16 protein-coding genes are annotated in these 14,015 nt (G+C 66.7%); 8 read left to right on the plus strand and 8 right to left on the minus strand.

Annotated features, from left to right (window positions below; genetic code table 11):
• The coding region (locus JZ791_RS18160; protein WP_216896333.1) for a hypothetical protein at positions 1 to 623 on the minus strand (623 nt) is incomplete at its 3' end.
• Between the two features lie 214 nt (positions 624 to 837).
• Here JZ791_RS18160 and JZ791_RS18165 point away from each other — a divergent pair.
• Positions 838 to 2,010, plus strand: a complete 1,173-nt coding sequence (locus tag JZ791_RS18165) for an acyl-CoA dehydrogenase family protein (protein ID WP_216896334.1) — start codon at positions 838 to 840, stop codon at positions 2,008 to 2,010.
• A 9-nt stretch (positions 2,011 to 2,019) separates the two neighbouring features.
• Positions 2,020 to 3,141, plus strand: a complete 1,122-nt coding sequence (locus JZ791_RS18170; RefSeq protein ID WP_216896335.1) for an acyl-CoA dehydrogenase family protein — start codon at positions 2,020 to 2,022, stop codon at positions 3,139 to 3,141.
• A 16-nt stretch (positions 3,142 to 3,157) separates the two neighbouring features.
• Here the strand turns inward: JZ791_RS18170 and JZ791_RS18175 are convergent, their stop codons facing one another.
• Positions 3,158 to 3,646: a hypothetical protein gene (locus JZ791_RS18175; RefSeq protein ID WP_216896336.1), complete on the minus strand. Its 489-nt coding sequence runs from the start codon at positions 3,644 to 3,646 to the stop codon at positions 3,158 to 3,160.
• A 377-nt stretch (positions 3,647 to 4,023) separates the two neighbouring features.
• On the opposite strand from JZ791_RS18175, the gene JZ791_RS18180 reads away from it, so the two are divergent.
• Together JZ791_RS18180 and JZ791_RS18185 are read left to right on the plus strand one after the other, a co-directional pair.
• Complete coding sequence (locus tag JZ791_RS18180) at positions 4,024 to 4,272, plus strand: hypothetical protein (protein WP_216896378.1); 249 nt, start codon at positions 4,024 to 4,026, stop codon at positions 4,270 to 4,272.
• Positions 4,273 to 4,396: 124 nt separating this feature from the next.
• Complete coding sequence (locus JZ791_RS18185; protein WP_216896337.1) at positions 4,397 to 5,212, plus strand: GNAT family N-acetyltransferase; 816 nt, start codon at positions 4,397 to 4,399, stop codon at positions 5,210 to 5,212.
• Between the two features lie 114 nt (positions 5,213 to 5,326).
• On the opposite strand, the gene JZ791_RS46045 is transcribed toward JZ791_RS18185, so the two are convergent.
• Entirely contained in the window at positions 5,327 to 5,461 is a 135-nt protein-coding gene (locus tag JZ791_RS46045) for an aromatic-ring hydroxylase C-terminal domain-containing protein (protein ID WP_256461908.1), read from the minus strand.
• Positions 5,462 to 5,488: 27 nt separating this feature from the next.
• Between JZ791_RS46045 and JZ791_RS18190 the strand changes: the two genes are divergently transcribed.
• A complete protein-coding gene (locus JZ791_RS18190) occupies positions 5,489 to 6,238 on the plus strand; it encodes a TetR/AcrR family transcriptional regulator (RefSeq protein ID WP_308162971.1) in 750 nt (249 codons plus the stop codon).
• Between the two features lie 9 nt (positions 6,239 to 6,247).
• Positions 6,248 to 6,601 carry a cupin domain-containing protein gene (locus tag JZ791_RS18195; protein WP_216896338.1) on the plus strand — a complete coding sequence of 118 codons (354 nt, stop codon included), beginning with the start codon at positions 6,248 to 6,250 and terminating at the stop codon, positions 6,599 to 6,601.
• A 24-nt stretch (positions 6,602 to 6,625) separates the two neighbouring features.
• Here JZ791_RS18195 and JZ791_RS18200 read toward each other — a convergent pair whose 3' ends face one another.
• Positions 6,626 to 6,973, minus strand: a complete 348-nt coding sequence (locus JZ791_RS18200) for a hypothetical protein (protein WP_216896339.1) — start codon at positions 6,971 to 6,973, stop codon at positions 6,626 to 6,628.
• A 206-nt stretch (positions 6,974 to 7,179) separates the two neighbouring features.
• On the opposite strand from JZ791_RS18200, the gene JZ791_RS18205 reads away from it, so the two are divergent.
• Positions 7,180 to 7,587: a pyridoxamine 5'-phosphate oxidase family protein gene (locus tag JZ791_RS18205; RefSeq protein WP_216896340.1), complete on the plus strand. Its 408-nt coding sequence runs from the start codon at positions 7,180 to 7,182 to the stop codon at positions 7,585 to 7,587.
• A 13-nt stretch (positions 7,588 to 7,600) separates the two neighbouring features.
• On the opposite strand, the gene JZ791_RS18210 is transcribed toward JZ791_RS18205, so the two are convergent.
• From JZ791_RS18210 to JZ791_RS18225, 4 genes are all read right to left on the minus strand, one after another.
• Complete coding sequence (locus tag JZ791_RS18210; protein WP_216896341.1) at positions 7,601 to 8,521, minus strand: hydroxymethylglutaryl-CoA lyase; 921 nt, start codon at positions 8,519 to 8,521, stop codon at positions 7,601 to 7,603.
• Positions 8,522 to 8,588: 67 nt separating this feature from the next.
• Positions 8,589 to 9,803, minus strand: coding sequence for a CaiB/BaiF CoA transferase family protein (locus JZ791_RS18215; protein ID WP_216896342.1), 1,215 nt, complete (start codon positions 9,801 to 9,803; stop codon positions 8,589 to 8,591).
• A gap of 867 nt (positions 9,804 to 10,670) precedes the next feature.
• Positions 10,671 to 11,603, minus strand: coding sequence for a TauD/TfdA dioxygenase family protein (locus tag JZ791_RS18220; protein ID WP_216896343.1), 933 nt, complete (start codon positions 11,601 to 11,603; stop codon positions 10,671 to 10,673).
• Between the two features lie 102 nt (positions 11,604 to 11,705).
• Positions 11,706 to 12,476, minus strand: coding sequence for a deoxyribonuclease IV (locus tag JZ791_RS18225; protein WP_216896344.1), 771 nt, complete (start codon positions 12,474 to 12,476; stop codon positions 11,706 to 11,708).
• Between the two features lie 223 nt (positions 12,477 to 12,699).
• Between JZ791_RS18225 and JZ791_RS18230 the strand changes: the two genes are divergently transcribed.
• Positions 12,700 to 13,977 carry a serine/threonine-protein kinase gene (locus tag JZ791_RS18230; RefSeq protein ID WP_216896345.1) on the plus strand — a complete coding sequence of 426 codons (1,278 nt, stop codon included), beginning with the start codon at positions 12,700 to 12,702 and terminating at the stop codon, positions 13,975 to 13,977.
• Positions 13,978 to 14,015 lie beyond the last annotated feature (38 nt).

The following is a 14,015-nucleotide window of genomic DNA, read 5'->3' on the forward strand; positions in this document are numbered from 1 at the left end:
GAGTTGTAGACCGAGATCGCGCCCACCGTGGGGGCCATGACGCAGGTGCCGCCGGGGTAGGTGACCGAGCCCCAGAGGGAGGCGATGACGGTGCCGGGGCCCGTGTGGATCGTCTTGGACAGGGCGGGCAGGTTGTACTGCGTCTTGTCGTCCATGGGGGTGATGCCGCTGCGGCCGTTGGCGGTGTTCAGCCAGGCGATGTTGAGGCCCGAGCGGATCGGGTAGCCGACGGCGGCGGGGGCGGCCTGGAAGCGGACCGTGCCGTAGCCCCCGGCCAGGCCGTTGCTGATCTGGTTGGAACCGGCCTCGCCCGAGGACATGGTCAGCGAAACCGGGTTGCCGGGGCAGCCGAACGTGGGAGAGGAGAACCACATCGGCTGGAACGCGCCCGCGATGTAGTCGAGTTTCGTGGCGGTGAGCAGGTCTGCGGTCTTGGCCAGCTTGTTCACCCCGGCCTCGGCGGCCTTATCCTTGCCCGCAGCCTTGTTGAGCTGGGTGATCGCCGTGTCGACGGGGGTGGGTCTGGGTGCTGGGTCGGCCGCAGCGGCGCCGAACACTGTCGCGGCACCGATTCCGGCGCAGGCCGCTGCCGCGGCCACACGCGCGAGGGTCCTGCCGTTCACTCGTCGTAACTCCTTGAACTCGTCTCGGCCGCGCAGCGGCCTACCTCCGCAGCAACCTACCAGGTCGTGGCCGGTCAGGTGTCTCGTACCTCCGCGTGGATGACGGATTCGGGCGAATTCGCCGCTGTGATCCACCAGACACCGTTAGATTACCGAGGAGTAAGTTTGAGTCGGACGTCCAATGCTCCGGATAGCAGACACGGTGGGAGATGCCATGAAACTTGCCTTGTCACCCGACGCGGTGACCTTCCGGGACGAACTGCGGCAGGTCTACCGGACCGCCATCCCGGAGGAGATCAGGGAGAAGGTGAAGTTCGGTCGCACGCTGACCCGTGACGACATCGTCGCTTCGCACAAGATCCTGCACGAGCACGGCCTGGCGGTGCCCAACTGGCCGGTCGAATGGGGCGGCAAGGATTGGACCCCGCTGCAGCGCCACATCTGGGAGGACGAACTCCAGCTGGCCTGCGTGCCCGAGCCGCTGACCTTCAACGCCAGCATGATCGGCCCGGTCATCGCCCAGTTCGGCTCGCAGGAGATGAAGGAGCGCTTCCTCCCGGCGACCGCCGCCCTGGACATCTGGTGGTGCCAGGGCTTCTCCGAGCCCGACGCCGGATCGGACCTGGCCTCGCTGCGCACCACCGCGGTGCGCGACGGCGATTCCTACATCGTCAACGGTCAGAAGATCTGGACCACCCTGGCTCAGTACGCCGACTGGATCTTCTGCCTGGTGCGCACGAATCCCGAGGCGCCCAAGAAGCAGGCGGGCATATCGCTGCTGCTGTTCGACGTGAAGACCCCCGGGGTGACGATCCGGCCGATCAAGCTGATCGACGGCCACCACGAGGTCAACGAGGTCTTCTTCGAGAACGTCCGGGTACCCGCCGATCAGCTCGTCGGCGAGGAGAATATGGGCTGGACCTACGCGAAGTTCCTGCTCGGCAACGAGCGCACCGGGATCACCGGCGTCGGCCGCACCAAGGTCAAACTCGCGGTCGCGAAGGAGTATGCGGCACAGACGGTATCCGGTGGGCAGACGCTGCTGAGCGATCCGGTGTTCGCCTCCCGCCTGGCCGAACTGGAGAACGAACTGCTGGCGCTGGAGCTGACCCTGCTGCGGGTGGTAGCCAACTCCAGTGAGGGCAAACCGAATCCGGTCTCCTCGGTGCTGAAGCTGCGGGGTTCGGAGTTACAGCAGGCGGCCACCGAGCTGCTGCTCGATATCGCCGGGCCGGACGCGCTGCCGGTGGACGCCGAGTCGATCGCCTCCCCCGACTGGGCGCAGCGCAGTGGACCGGGCTATCTGAACTTCCGCAAGACCACCATCTATGGAGGATCGAGTGAGGTGCAGCGCAACATCATCGCCTCCACGATTCTCGGATTGTGAGGCAGGACCATGGATTTCGAACTCACCGATGAACAGGGCCTGCTGCGCGACACGGTCCGTGAGCTGCTGGCGCGCAACTACGATCCGGAGTCCAGGCTGAAGGTGCTGGATACCGAACTGGGCTGGAATCGCGAGGTGTGGTCGCAGCTGGCCGAATTAGGTGTGCTGGGACTGAGTTTCAGCGAGGAGGACGGTGGAGTCGGCGCGGGGCCGGTCGAGACCATGGTGGTCATGGAGGAATTCGGCCGGCGTCTGGCGCCCGAACCGCTGCTGGACGCCGTGCTGTTGCCGGGTGGACTGATCGCCCGGGTGGGCACGCCCGCGCAGCGGCAGCGCCTGCTGCCCCAGGTCGCCGCCGGAGAGACGTTGCTGGCGTTCGCACATGCCGAGCCCGGATCCCGGTGGCCCGCCACCGAATTGACGACGAGTGCCGTGGCCGAGGGCGACGGATATCGGATCACCGGGCTGAAGAATCCCGTGCCGCACGGTGATTGCGCCGAGACGCTCGTGGTCAGCGCCGCCCTGCCCGACGATTCGGCGGGGCTGTTCCTGGTCGCGGCCGATGCGGCGACCCGTACCGCGTACCGCACCTTCGACGGCAGCCGCGGGGCGCAGTTCGAATTCGACAAGGCCGCAGCCGAATTGCTGGGCGAGCCCGGCGACGCCGCAGCGGCGATCAGCGCGGAGATCACCACCGCGCAGGCGAGCCTGTGCGCGGAATCGGTCGGCGCGATGACAGAGGCGCTGCGGCTGACCACCGAATACCTCACCACGCGTAAGCAATTCGGGGTCACGCTGTCGAAGTTTCAGGCGCTCACCCAGCGTGCGGCGAATATGTATGTTTCGCTGGAACTGGCACGCAGCATGAGCTTCTACCTCACCGCGGGCCTCGCCGACGGCGCACCCGACCCGCTGGTCGCCTCGCGCGCCCGCCTGCAGGCCAGCCGCTCGGCCCGGCACATTGGCCAGGAGGCCATCCAGATGCACGGCGGGATCGGCGTCACCGCCGAGTACCCGGTCAGCCACTACACCGCCCGGCTGACCGCCATCGAGCGCATGTTCGGCGGCGGATTCGAGCATCTGCGGGTGCTCAGCGACCGCGTGGCGGGGTACGGGTTGGTCGAGTTGTAGGGATCTCGTCCCGCCCCTACTCCGACGGAGTCCGGTGCTGGCGGTAGGGCGCACGGGCGGTCGTCGTGTCGCCCGGCTCGTCGGTGTAGCCCGGATCGGTCGTATAGGGGGGTGAGTCCGATTGCGTTGGAGAGGGATTCGATGAGGTGTTCTGGCCGGACGACGGCGTGAGGGATGCGTACGGTTCGGCCGGGTTGTACGTGTACGACGGCAGGGACGGCAGCACCGACGGGTGCGGTGTGGTGATCTTGGCCACGTGCCACGACGGTGTCGGCGGGATGTAGACGACCTGGGTGGTCGAGGTCGGTGCGCGGGTGCCGTCCGTAGTCGGCAGGTTTGTACTCAACGGCGGTGGGGCAACATAGACATCGTGCGGCCGCACGTCGCACGCGCCGATCACCACCAGGCCGAGTGAGACCGCCCCCGCGGCCAGCGCGAGGCCGGCGACTCTGGTCGTCATCCGCGGCTGGCCGGGCTCGAACAGCGAGTTCAGATGCTCGCGCAAGGCGCTGCCTCCGACCAGGGCCCCGGTGGACGGTGCGGGATGTCAGCGGCGCGCTCCCCCACGTCCGCCGTTCTGCCATGCATCGGTGTACTGCTCCTCAACTAGGCCCGAGTTCCAACCATCTCGAGTCGGCTCACATTAACCGAGGGGCCGGGGCGGTGCCAGACGGCCGATAGGTCGGCAAAGTACCGGCCAGTCATGTCAAAGGATTATGATTCAGATATCGAAATGGTCACTTCGGCGTGTCGCCCGCGTGTCGGGTGGCGATTTGGCAACAAAGCCGTAGCGTGTGGGCAAAGTTACACGTGAAGACGCCAAAAATTGTCGAGGGACACAGTGAGATTCACGGCCCCCGGTGGCGTCATCGAGGAGTGGTGATGGGAGCTTACTCGGCACCTGGGCTGCAAGCGGCACAGGCCGATTCGGGCGGGGCAGAATCCGCGCGCTCCGCGTGGACGACTGTGTCCCGCCTGATGGCGTGGTTCATCTTCGTCGGCGGTTTGACCGGTGCGGTTCTCGGCATTGTCGAAATCCGTGTCCTGGTTACCGTTGCGGGCCTGATGCTCGCGTGCACGGCCGGACTGGTCCTGCTGAAGCTACGCGCTGACGCGCACGGATCGGCCTGAGCGCTAGGTAGTTTCGGTCCGCGTACCCGCGTTGCCGACGTGGCGGCGGCTTGACGATCGACACTGAGCTGTCGATCGAAAATGGCTGGGCCAGAGAGTATCGCAACGCCTACCGTGAACAAGTATGCGGATCGAGTCGACTACTGACGCCGCGCTGTTTCAGCGTCGCACTGTGGATTTCCTGTCTCGGGATCCCCTGCGTCACACCGTGATCGCCACTCTGCTCGAACGATATGTCAGCGGATTGGTCGCGGACGCCGCGCTGTTCGTGTCGATGCATGCCGATGGCGCGGTAGTGGGTGTCGGGTTGCGTACGCCCGGTCGTCCCTTTCATCTGGGTGATATGCCCCATGCGGTGATATCAGGGCTGGTCCGGTTCCTGTCCACGAAAACGCCGGATCTGCCAGGGGTTGCGGGGGTGCCGGATGCGGCTCTGGCGTTTGCCCGGCAGTGGCAGGTAGTGCAGGGCAAAGCATTTCGACACGATGGGCTCGAAAGGCTGTACCGCCTGGGTGAACTGCGTATCCCGACCGTCTCGGGCGCCGCTCACGTTGCGGTCGATGCCGATGCGGACCTCTGCGCGCAGTGGTCGGACGTAATGCAGCAGGAGACGGGCATCGGTATGGATCCCGGCTCGGTCGCCGCACGTATCGCGCTGGGGCGCTGGTGGTTGTGGACGGACGGTGACCGTCCGGTCGCGATGGCCGGTCACCAGGAACGTGCGTTCGGTTGGACCCGAACAGGCCCGGTCTACACCCCACCCGAATACCGCTCCCACGGCTACGCCAGCGCCCTGACTGCCCATATCTCGAAAACCCTCCGCGCCGAAGGCTCCCAGGTCTGCCTGTTCACCGACCTGGCCAACGCCACCTCGAACAAGATCTACCAGGCCATCGGTTACGAACCGGTACGCGACTTCGTCACCTACGAGTTCGACTAGCGAGGCGAATCGGTGAGCCCGGCCTATCGCTACATTTTCCCGGCTCGAAAGTCCGGTTTCCGACGAATCTGTCGTAAGAATGTAGATGTAGGCCGGGTTGCCGAATCGTCGCAGTCACAGCGCATTGTGCAGGATGTGCCGGAGCACGGACTCCACAGTCGCCCCGGGGTTCACCGGCGCGGTTGGCGAGCGCCAGGCGACGATCTGATCCGGGCGGACCAAGAGCGCCGCCGATCGGGCGATTTCCACTGCTTCGCACCATGATTGGTCGAGCGCGTGGACCCGCACCCGCTGATCTGGTCCCTTCCGGAGCCGCCCGGACGGTCCACGACCAGCCTGAGCCGCGCCGAGATCCTGCGTGCCGGTCTGGCGATCGCCGATGCCGAGGGCGCCCGCGCGCTGACCATGCGCCGCGTGGCCGCCGCCGTGGGGGCCTCGACGCCGATGTCGCTGTATCGCCATGTGGGTAGCAAGGACGGCCTCGTCGACCTGATGCTCGATGCCGTCTACGGCGAGATCCCGCTGCCGCGAGAGCCGGATCCGCACTGGCGCATCGCGCTCGAACAGATGGCACTGGACACCTGGGCGGTGCTCTCGCGGCATCTCTGGTTCGGTGAACTCGTGCACACCCGTCCGCCCGTCGGCCCGAATGCACTGCGCTACTTCGATTTCCGCTTCGCGCTGCTCGAGCCGCTGGGGCGCTCGGCCGACGAGTTGACGTTGATCACCGGCGCGGTCGACGGCCACCTGTTCGGGTCGGCGCTGCAATCGGCGGAGGAGCGCCGCATGCGCGAGCGGGTCGGGCTGCGCGAGGACGATCAGTTGACCGCCGCCGTCGAGCCGATCCTGGAACCGCTGCTGGACCGGTACCCGGCATTCGCGCGCTGGTTCCGCGGCCGGCAGGGGCCGGCGCGGGATTCCGCCGAGAGCACCGGCGACGCGAGGCCGCTCGACGCGGTCGAGTGGACGTTGGCCTGCCTGCTGGACGGCCTGACCGCGCGGCTCGGGCTGCCGCGCGGCTCGTAGACTTCAGGCATGGCGCAAGAGCAGTCGTTCGCCGCGATCACGCGGACCATCGAGATGGATGTGGCACTGTCCCCGGAGATTTCGGCGGGGCGGATCGAGGCTCGGAGGATTCGGATTCCCGCGGGAGTCGCAGCGGGGTTGCATGTGCACAACGGCCCGGTGGTGGGCAACGTCGTGAGCGGGGTGGTGGCGTATCAGATCGAGGGGGAGCAGGTGCAGATCTTGCGGGCAGGGGATCTGTTCTTCGAGCCGCAGGGGGCGCGGATCGCGCGATTCGATGCGTTGGATGAGGACGTGACGTTTCTGGCGTACTTCGTCCTGGCCCCGGGGCAGGAGGCGGAAATGGAGTTCCCCTCGGCGTGAGACCGGCCGGACAGTCGGCCTCGCTCAGCCGCGGCGCCGGTGCAGGGGGATCGGTTCGGGGTAGGCAGGGGCCGGGCGGTCGCGTTCGAGCAGGAGCATCGTCAGGCCGGCGTCTCGGATCAGCAGGTCCAGGTCGTCTATCAGGTCGGTGACGCCGTCGCTGGCGGCACGGATTTCGCGAGGACTGCTGTCGTTGCGGTCGAAAACCGCACGGAGGGAATGCAATTGCAGGCCGACATCGAACAGGTGGCGAACCAGGCGATCGCTGAGTTCGGAGAATTCCACGACGCCGGGTTCGTCGCGCATCGGACGCGGCGAGAAGAACGGTAGTGCGGCGATATTCGGTTGATCACCGGTATGGGTGTGGTCCACGTCCCCTCCGGAGTTTTGAACCGATAGGTTTGAACCGCGCGTCGAGAGATCCGTGCGTAATTCTACGTGCGGTGATTGTTCGGGAGGTTGTTACGCGACGAACCCCCCGAAATGACGTTTGCAGATGCACGTTCGTCGTATCGGACACCACGGGCCGCAATCGGATGAACTCCCCACGGCGGATGCGCTTCGGCGGATAATAGGGTATGGCGGAACAAGGCCGCAGGGAGTTGCGAGAGCTGACCGATGCGGACTCGCTGCGGCTACTCGGGACAGTCGGGTTCGGCCGAATTGCCTTCGCCCGCTACGCATTGCCCGCTATCCGGCCGGTCAATCACGTCCTCGACGGTGAGGATGTGGTCGTACACGCCAACCTGGGCATCGTGCCGCTGCACGTGGACCGCCAGGTTGTCGCCTACGAGGTGGACACCATCGATGAACACACCCAGCTCGGCTGGTGCGTGATACTCACCGGAACCACCGAGGCCGTCACCGATCCGGACGACGCACTGCGCTACGAAGGCCTGATCGACCCGTGGCTGCCCGGTTCGCCGTACCGGATCATCCGCATCCATCCCGACATCATCACCGGGATCGAGCTCGTCGGACCATGAGAAGGGCCGGGAGTCACCGTTCCTGGCGCACAACCCATTCGAACGCGTCCGCCTTGGACAGCGCGCCCTGCACCGTGCGGGAACGGTTGGGTTCGCCGAGGTCGGGCAACAGGCTGCCGGACAGGCCGACCAGGGTCGCCAGCGTATCCGGTGTGAACCACTCCGGACGGGTGGCGAACAGCAGATCCTCCGAGGACGTGTTGCCGCTGGCTCCGGGCGCGAACGGGCAGCCGCCCAGGCCGCCGAGGGAGCCATCGATCACATCGGCCCCCGCCGCGATGGCGGCCAGCGAATTGGCCACGCCCATACCCCAGGTGTCGTGGCCGTGGAACACGATGCGGCGCTGGGGAGTCTGCGTTCGCACCGCACCGATGAGGTCGCTCACCTGTGCGGGATGGGCCTGCCCGAGGGTGTCGGCGATCACGATGTCGGTGGCCCCGGCCGTGCGCGGATCGTTCGCGATCGCCAGCACCCGGTGCGGATCGATCGGGCCCTCGAAGGGGCAGGTGAAAGCCGTCGCCAGACAGAGCTGTATCGATCCGCCGACCTCGGCCGCGAACCGGACCGCGTCGGGCATGGCGGCCACGCTGTCCTCCGTGGTCCGGCCGATATTGGCCTTGTTGTGCGTGTCGGAGACCGAGAAGCAGTACTGGAAGTTCCGCACGCCCGCCGCCGCGGCCCGCTCCACGTGCCGCGGCGTGGCCACCCACACCCAGCAGCGTTGCAGCTCTTCCGGTTCCAGTGCCGCGATCAGATCCATGGTGTTGGCCATCGGCGGCACCAGATCGGGGCGGGCCATCGAACCGATCTCCAGCGTCGGTACGCCCAGGCTCAGCAGTGTGCGCACGATCTCCACCTTGCGTTCGGTGGGCAGCACCTTGCCGGTCAGTTGAAGGCCGTCGCGCAGGGTCACATCGCGAAGTATCGGACTCACGACACCTCCTCGCCGGCACTCGTCGGCGTCGTGCGCCGAGGCACGTTGTGTCGATGATTCGCTGCGCTCATGGATTCGCCTCCAGTGCGAGAATTTCCGTGTCGGACATGCCCAGTAGCCCGGACAGCACCTCGTGCGTATGTTCGCCGAGGTCGGGGCCGACCGAACGGATGGGCAGGGATTGCCCGCCGATCACCGGCACGATGCCCGGGAAACCGACCTGTTTCGGTTCGGGCTCACCGACATCCACCGGGAAGTGCTGAATCATATTGCGTGCCCTGTACTGCTCGTCGCCCGCGATATCGGCGGCGGTATAGATCGGTCCGGACGGAATCGCCGCTTCTTCGAGGATACCCAGCGCCTCGTCCCGGGTATGCCGGCGCGTCCACTCCGCGATGGCGGCATCGAGGCGGTCGCGGTGCCGCCAGCGACCGGCGTTATCGGCCAGTTCCGGATCCGCGGCCAGGTCGGGGCGCTCGATGACCCGCATGTACCGCTGGAAGATCGCGTCACCGTTGCCGCCGATGATGATGCTCACCCCGTCCGAGCAGGGATAGGCGTTGCTGGGCGCGATGCCCTCCATCCGGCCGCCGACCCGCTCCCGGGTGATGTCGTAGGCGAAGTAGTCCGGCACCAGCGATTCCATCACCGACAGGATCGACTCGTTCAGCGCCACGTCGATGACTCGCTGCGGCAACGGGATCCGATCATCCGAGCGCTCCCGCTGGAACAGCGCCATCACGGTGCCGAACGCGGCGTAGATCCCGGCGATCGAATCGCCGATCGACACGCCCACCCGCACCGGTGGCCGGTCCGGATCGCCGACCAGTTCCCGCAGCCCGCCCACGGCCTCGGCCACCGCCGCGAACCCGGGACGCTGCGACAGCGGGCCGGTCTGCCCGTACGCGGAGATCCGGGTGATCACCAGATCCGGATTGGCCTTCGTCAGTTCCTCCGGTCCGAGACCCCACTTCTCCAGCATGCCGGGCCGGAAATTCTCCAGCAGCACATCGCACCTCGTGACGAGGTCCAAGACGACCGCTCGCCCGGCCTCGGATCGCAGATCCAGCGTGATCGACTTCTTGTTCCGGTTGACCGTGCGATACAGCATCGAGGTATCACCGCCGTACAACCGCCAGTTGCGCAGCTCATCACCGGTTTTGGGGCGTTCCACCTTGATCACCTCGGCGCCGAAGTCGCCGAGTATGCGGCCCGCGGTGGGCGCGGCGATGTAATTGCCCAGTTCGAGTACCCGGACTCCGTCCAGCGGCCGAATCTCCATGAGTCGATTCAACCAGTGGACGGGTGCGGTTAACCAGCGCTACCGCTGAAGGGCCACGGAGGCCGGTTGGGCGCGGCGGGCGGCGGTGGCGGAGGAGGTCCCGGGAGAACGGGTGCTCCCGGAACGATGACGGGACCGTGGCCGCCGCCGGGATGCCCCTGGCAGTGGCCGTAACGGTCGCACCCGTTCCGGTTGAGGCCGTCTCGGTTGAAGCCGCCGCGGTCGTATCCGTATCGGTCGTAACCCTGCTGGTTGAAGCCGGATCTGTCGTATCCGAATCGGTCGTATCCGAACTGGTTGAAGCCGTCCGCGCCGAAGCCGTCGGGACTGCACGGCGGGAAGCCGCAGTTCGTCGGGGGCGGCGGCGCCGGATTTCTCATGGGCATCGGGGACCGCGGGATGGATTGATGCGGCACGGATTGATGCGGCAGAGACTGCGGCGCAGACTGATGCGGCAGAGACTGATGTGGGACAGCCGGTACCGGCGGAGAGTTCGGCGAGAAGGTCGGGGCGGGTTCGACGATCGTCGGTGGCGAGGCGGCAGGGCCCGACGATATGGCCGTCGCCGCGGCTGCCGAGGCGTTGGGGACCTGGGTCTGCGCGGCGACCGCCACCGTCACCGCTGCGGTGGGGACGGCTGCGAGCAGTCCGAGAACGGCCAAGCCGCGAGGTATCCGCCGGGTGGATTTATTCGAGACGTTCGAACCCGTGCGGGTGCCGGACAGTCGAGCTTTCAATGATCGGGCACGCATGGTCCGTTCCTCTCCACGGTCCGACCCTGTCATAAGGGGATCGAGCCGTGAGTGAAACAGCCGAAAGTCACAGCACATTACCAGCTTTCGGCAGTTGTGACTTTCGGCTTTCTATTCAGGCGGCGATTCGGTCGATTACCGAGTAGTGCTCGGCGTTTCCGGCGATGATCGTGCTCGGGCGGCCGTCGACGCCGACGGGGATATCGCCGGCGAGGGTGATACGGGTCAGTTTGCGGTGCTCGGCGCCGTCGTAGTCGTCGATCGCGTAGTGCTGCGTGGCTCGGTTGTCCCAGATCGCGACGTCGCCCAGTGTCCAGTTCCAGCGTGTGGTGTGTTCGAGCCTGGTCACCCGGTCCTGGAACAGCCGGAACAGGGCATCGGATTCGGACTTGCCCAGGCCTACGAACTGCTTCACGAAATGGCCCAGCAGTAGGGCGCGTTCACCGGTTTCCGGGTGTACGCGCACGACCGGATGCTCGGTCTCGTAATAGGCCGATTCGAATTCCGCGCGGTACGCCTTGTTGTCCTCGGTGGGATCTACGTTGTGGCGGGCGGCGTAGTCGTAGGTGTTGGTGTGCCGGGCGCGCAGATTCTCGGCGAGGAGTTTGAGTGGCTCGGGCAGCGCGGCGTAGGCGGCCACCGTGGAGGCCCAGGTGGTCGAGCCGCCGTAGCTGGGCAGTGACACCGCTCGCAGGATCGAGGCCTTCGGCACCCGGTCGACGAAGGTGACGTCGGTGTGCCAGCTGTTGGCGCGGCCGGTGTGCGAGTCGATGGCCAGGCTGCGCACGCCGTGCGAGGTGACCGTCGGGTGGGGTGTGGTGGGCGAGCCGAGCAGCTGGGCGAATGCGTACTGGCCCTCCTCGGTCAGATGCTGCTGGCCGCGGAAGAAGATCACCTTGTGCTCGTTCAGCGCGGCGCGAATCGACGCGACGGCTTCGGCGCTCAGGTCGCCGCCCAGCCGTACTCCGTCGATCTGCGCGCCGATGTGGGTTCCGAGCTTGACCACCTCGAGGGATGTGTCTGTCTGTGCTGCGTAATCGACGGACATGGGCAGGCCTTTCGCTCGGAGCCGGGTGCGTAATGAGCACATCACCGTGCGGCGGGGCGAAACCAGATTTGCGGTCAGCCCGATCGAAACCCGGGCCCCGGCTCAGGCGATATGTTCGCGCAGGTAGGCCAGGTCTTCGGCGAGGCCCTCGGCGGGGGTCTCCAGGATCACCGGGGCGTCGGCGGTGCGGCACACCTCGGCCAGCAGCTGCGGGTCGATGGTGCCCTCGGAGAAGTTGGCGTGCCGGTCCGCGCCGGAATCGAACTCGTCGCGCGAGGAGTTCAGATGGACCAGGTCGATGCGTCCGGTGATGCCCCGGATCCGGTCGACGACGCCGACCAGCTCCTCACCGCCGGCCCAGGCGTGGCAGGTGTCCAGGCAGAAACCCGCGCCGAAATCGCCCACCGCGTCCCACAGTCGGGCGATGGAATCGAAATACCGGGCCATCGCGTGATTTCCGCCGGCGGTGTTCTCGATCAGGATCGGGACCGCGAAACCGCCCTTGTCCTGCTGGCGCTCGAACAGTTTGCGCCAGTTCACAATGCCCGCCTCGATCTCACTGTCCGAGCGGACATGGCCGCCGTGCACCACGAGGCCGAACGCGCCGAGTTCGGCCGCGGCCTGGGCCTGCAACGCGACAGCCTGGCGCGAGGGCATGCGCAGGCGGTTGTTGGTGCTGGCCACGTTGATCTGATACGAGGAGTGCACCACCACGTCGATCGGGCTGGCCACGATCTGCTCGGTCTGCGGATGCGGCTGGGGCTTGTCCCAACTCTGCGGATCCACCACGAACAGCTGGATGACCTCGGCGCCGAGCTTCTCGCCGAAGCCGATCGGATCACCGTCGTCCCGAACATGTGCTCCAATTCGCATGGGGCGAGCGTATCGACACCCACCGACAAGTAGCCGACCGCCCGCCGGACCAGCGGAATGTCTGCTTCGATCGCTACGGCTGTTCCGCGGCTGCGGCGTGCCGGTCGTACAGGACTGCTATGGTTTCGGTGTTTCCCGTGGTCGGGCAGTCGGCGACGGAGTTCACGCTGTACGGTCGTGCACTGACGGGTCCCGGTGCGCGGCAAGGGAATTGGGAGCGCGCATGGTGGACAACGGTGAGATTTTCGCCGGATATCTGATCGAGCAGCTGCTCGGGCGCGGCGGCATGGGGTCGGTCTACCTCGCCAAACATCCGCGGCTGCCCCGCAAGACAGCGCTCAAGCTGCTGAACCGGGAAATGGTGTCCGACCACGAGATTCGTGCCCGCTTCGAGCGTGAGGCCGACCTGGTCGCCCAGCTGGACCATCCCAATATCGTGACCGTCTACGACCGTGGTCTCGAGGACGGGCAGCTGTGGATCTCCATGCAGTACATCGACGGTATCGATGCCGCCAGCGTGGAACCGACCCGGCTGCCGCCCGAACGCGCGGTGCAGATCATCGGTGAGGTCGCCGAGGCGCTGGACTACGCGCACGACAACGACGTCCTGCACCGCGATGTGAAGCCCGCGAATATTTTGCTCGCGCGCTCGACCGGCGGTAAGGGTGAACGGGTCTATCTCACCGACTTCGGCATCGCCCGGCTGCGCGACGACGGCGGCCACCTCACCCAGACCGGCACGTTCACCGCGACGCTGGCCTACGCCTCGCCCGAGCAGCTCACCGGCGCCTCGCTGGACGGGCGCTCGGATCAGTACTCGCTGGCGTGCAGCCTGTTCTGGCTGTTCACCGGTACGGGCCCGTTCGCGGCGTCCAATCCGGCCGCAGTGATCCGCGGTCATCTGCAACAGCCGCCGCCGGCGCTGAGTTCGGTGCGGACCGGGCTGCCGCCCGCGCTGGACGCGGTGCTGATCAAGGCGATGTCCAAGCGCCCGGACGACAGATTCGCCAAGTGCGTGGACTTCGCCGTCGCCGCGCGGCGCGCGCTCGCCATACCCAGCTCACCGCAGATGCCGGTGGCGCCGCCGTACACCGGCGGCGCCATACCGACGGTCGGCCAGCAGATGGGACCGCGGACCGGACCGCCGATCCCGCATACCGCCCAGGCCGCGATGCCGCATACGGCCGCGCCCCCGACGCCCATGCCCACTCCGATGCCGACCGCGATGCCCGCTCCCGGTCCGATGAACGGGATATCCGGTCCGGCTGTGCAGCCGATGTATCAGCAGCCCAGCTCGGTGTATCACCAGCAGCCCAGCGCGGTCTACCAGCAGCAGCCTGGTGTGGCGTATTCGCACCCGGGCGGCGGATACGGTGGCGGGTATACGCCCGCGCCGATGCCGCCGCAGCGCAAATCCAATACCGGCCTGATCATCGGCATCATCATCGGTGTGGTGGTGCTGGTACTCATCGTGTTGGTGATCATCGGATCGATGGGCTGATCTGGGACGATGCGCTAGCTCGAGGGTGGTCCCGGCGG

The sequence above is a fragment of the Nocardia alni genome (genome assembly GCF_019038435.1).
Lineage (GTDB): Bacteria > Actinomycetota > Actinomycetes > Mycobacteriales > Mycobacteriaceae > Nocardia > Nocardia alni.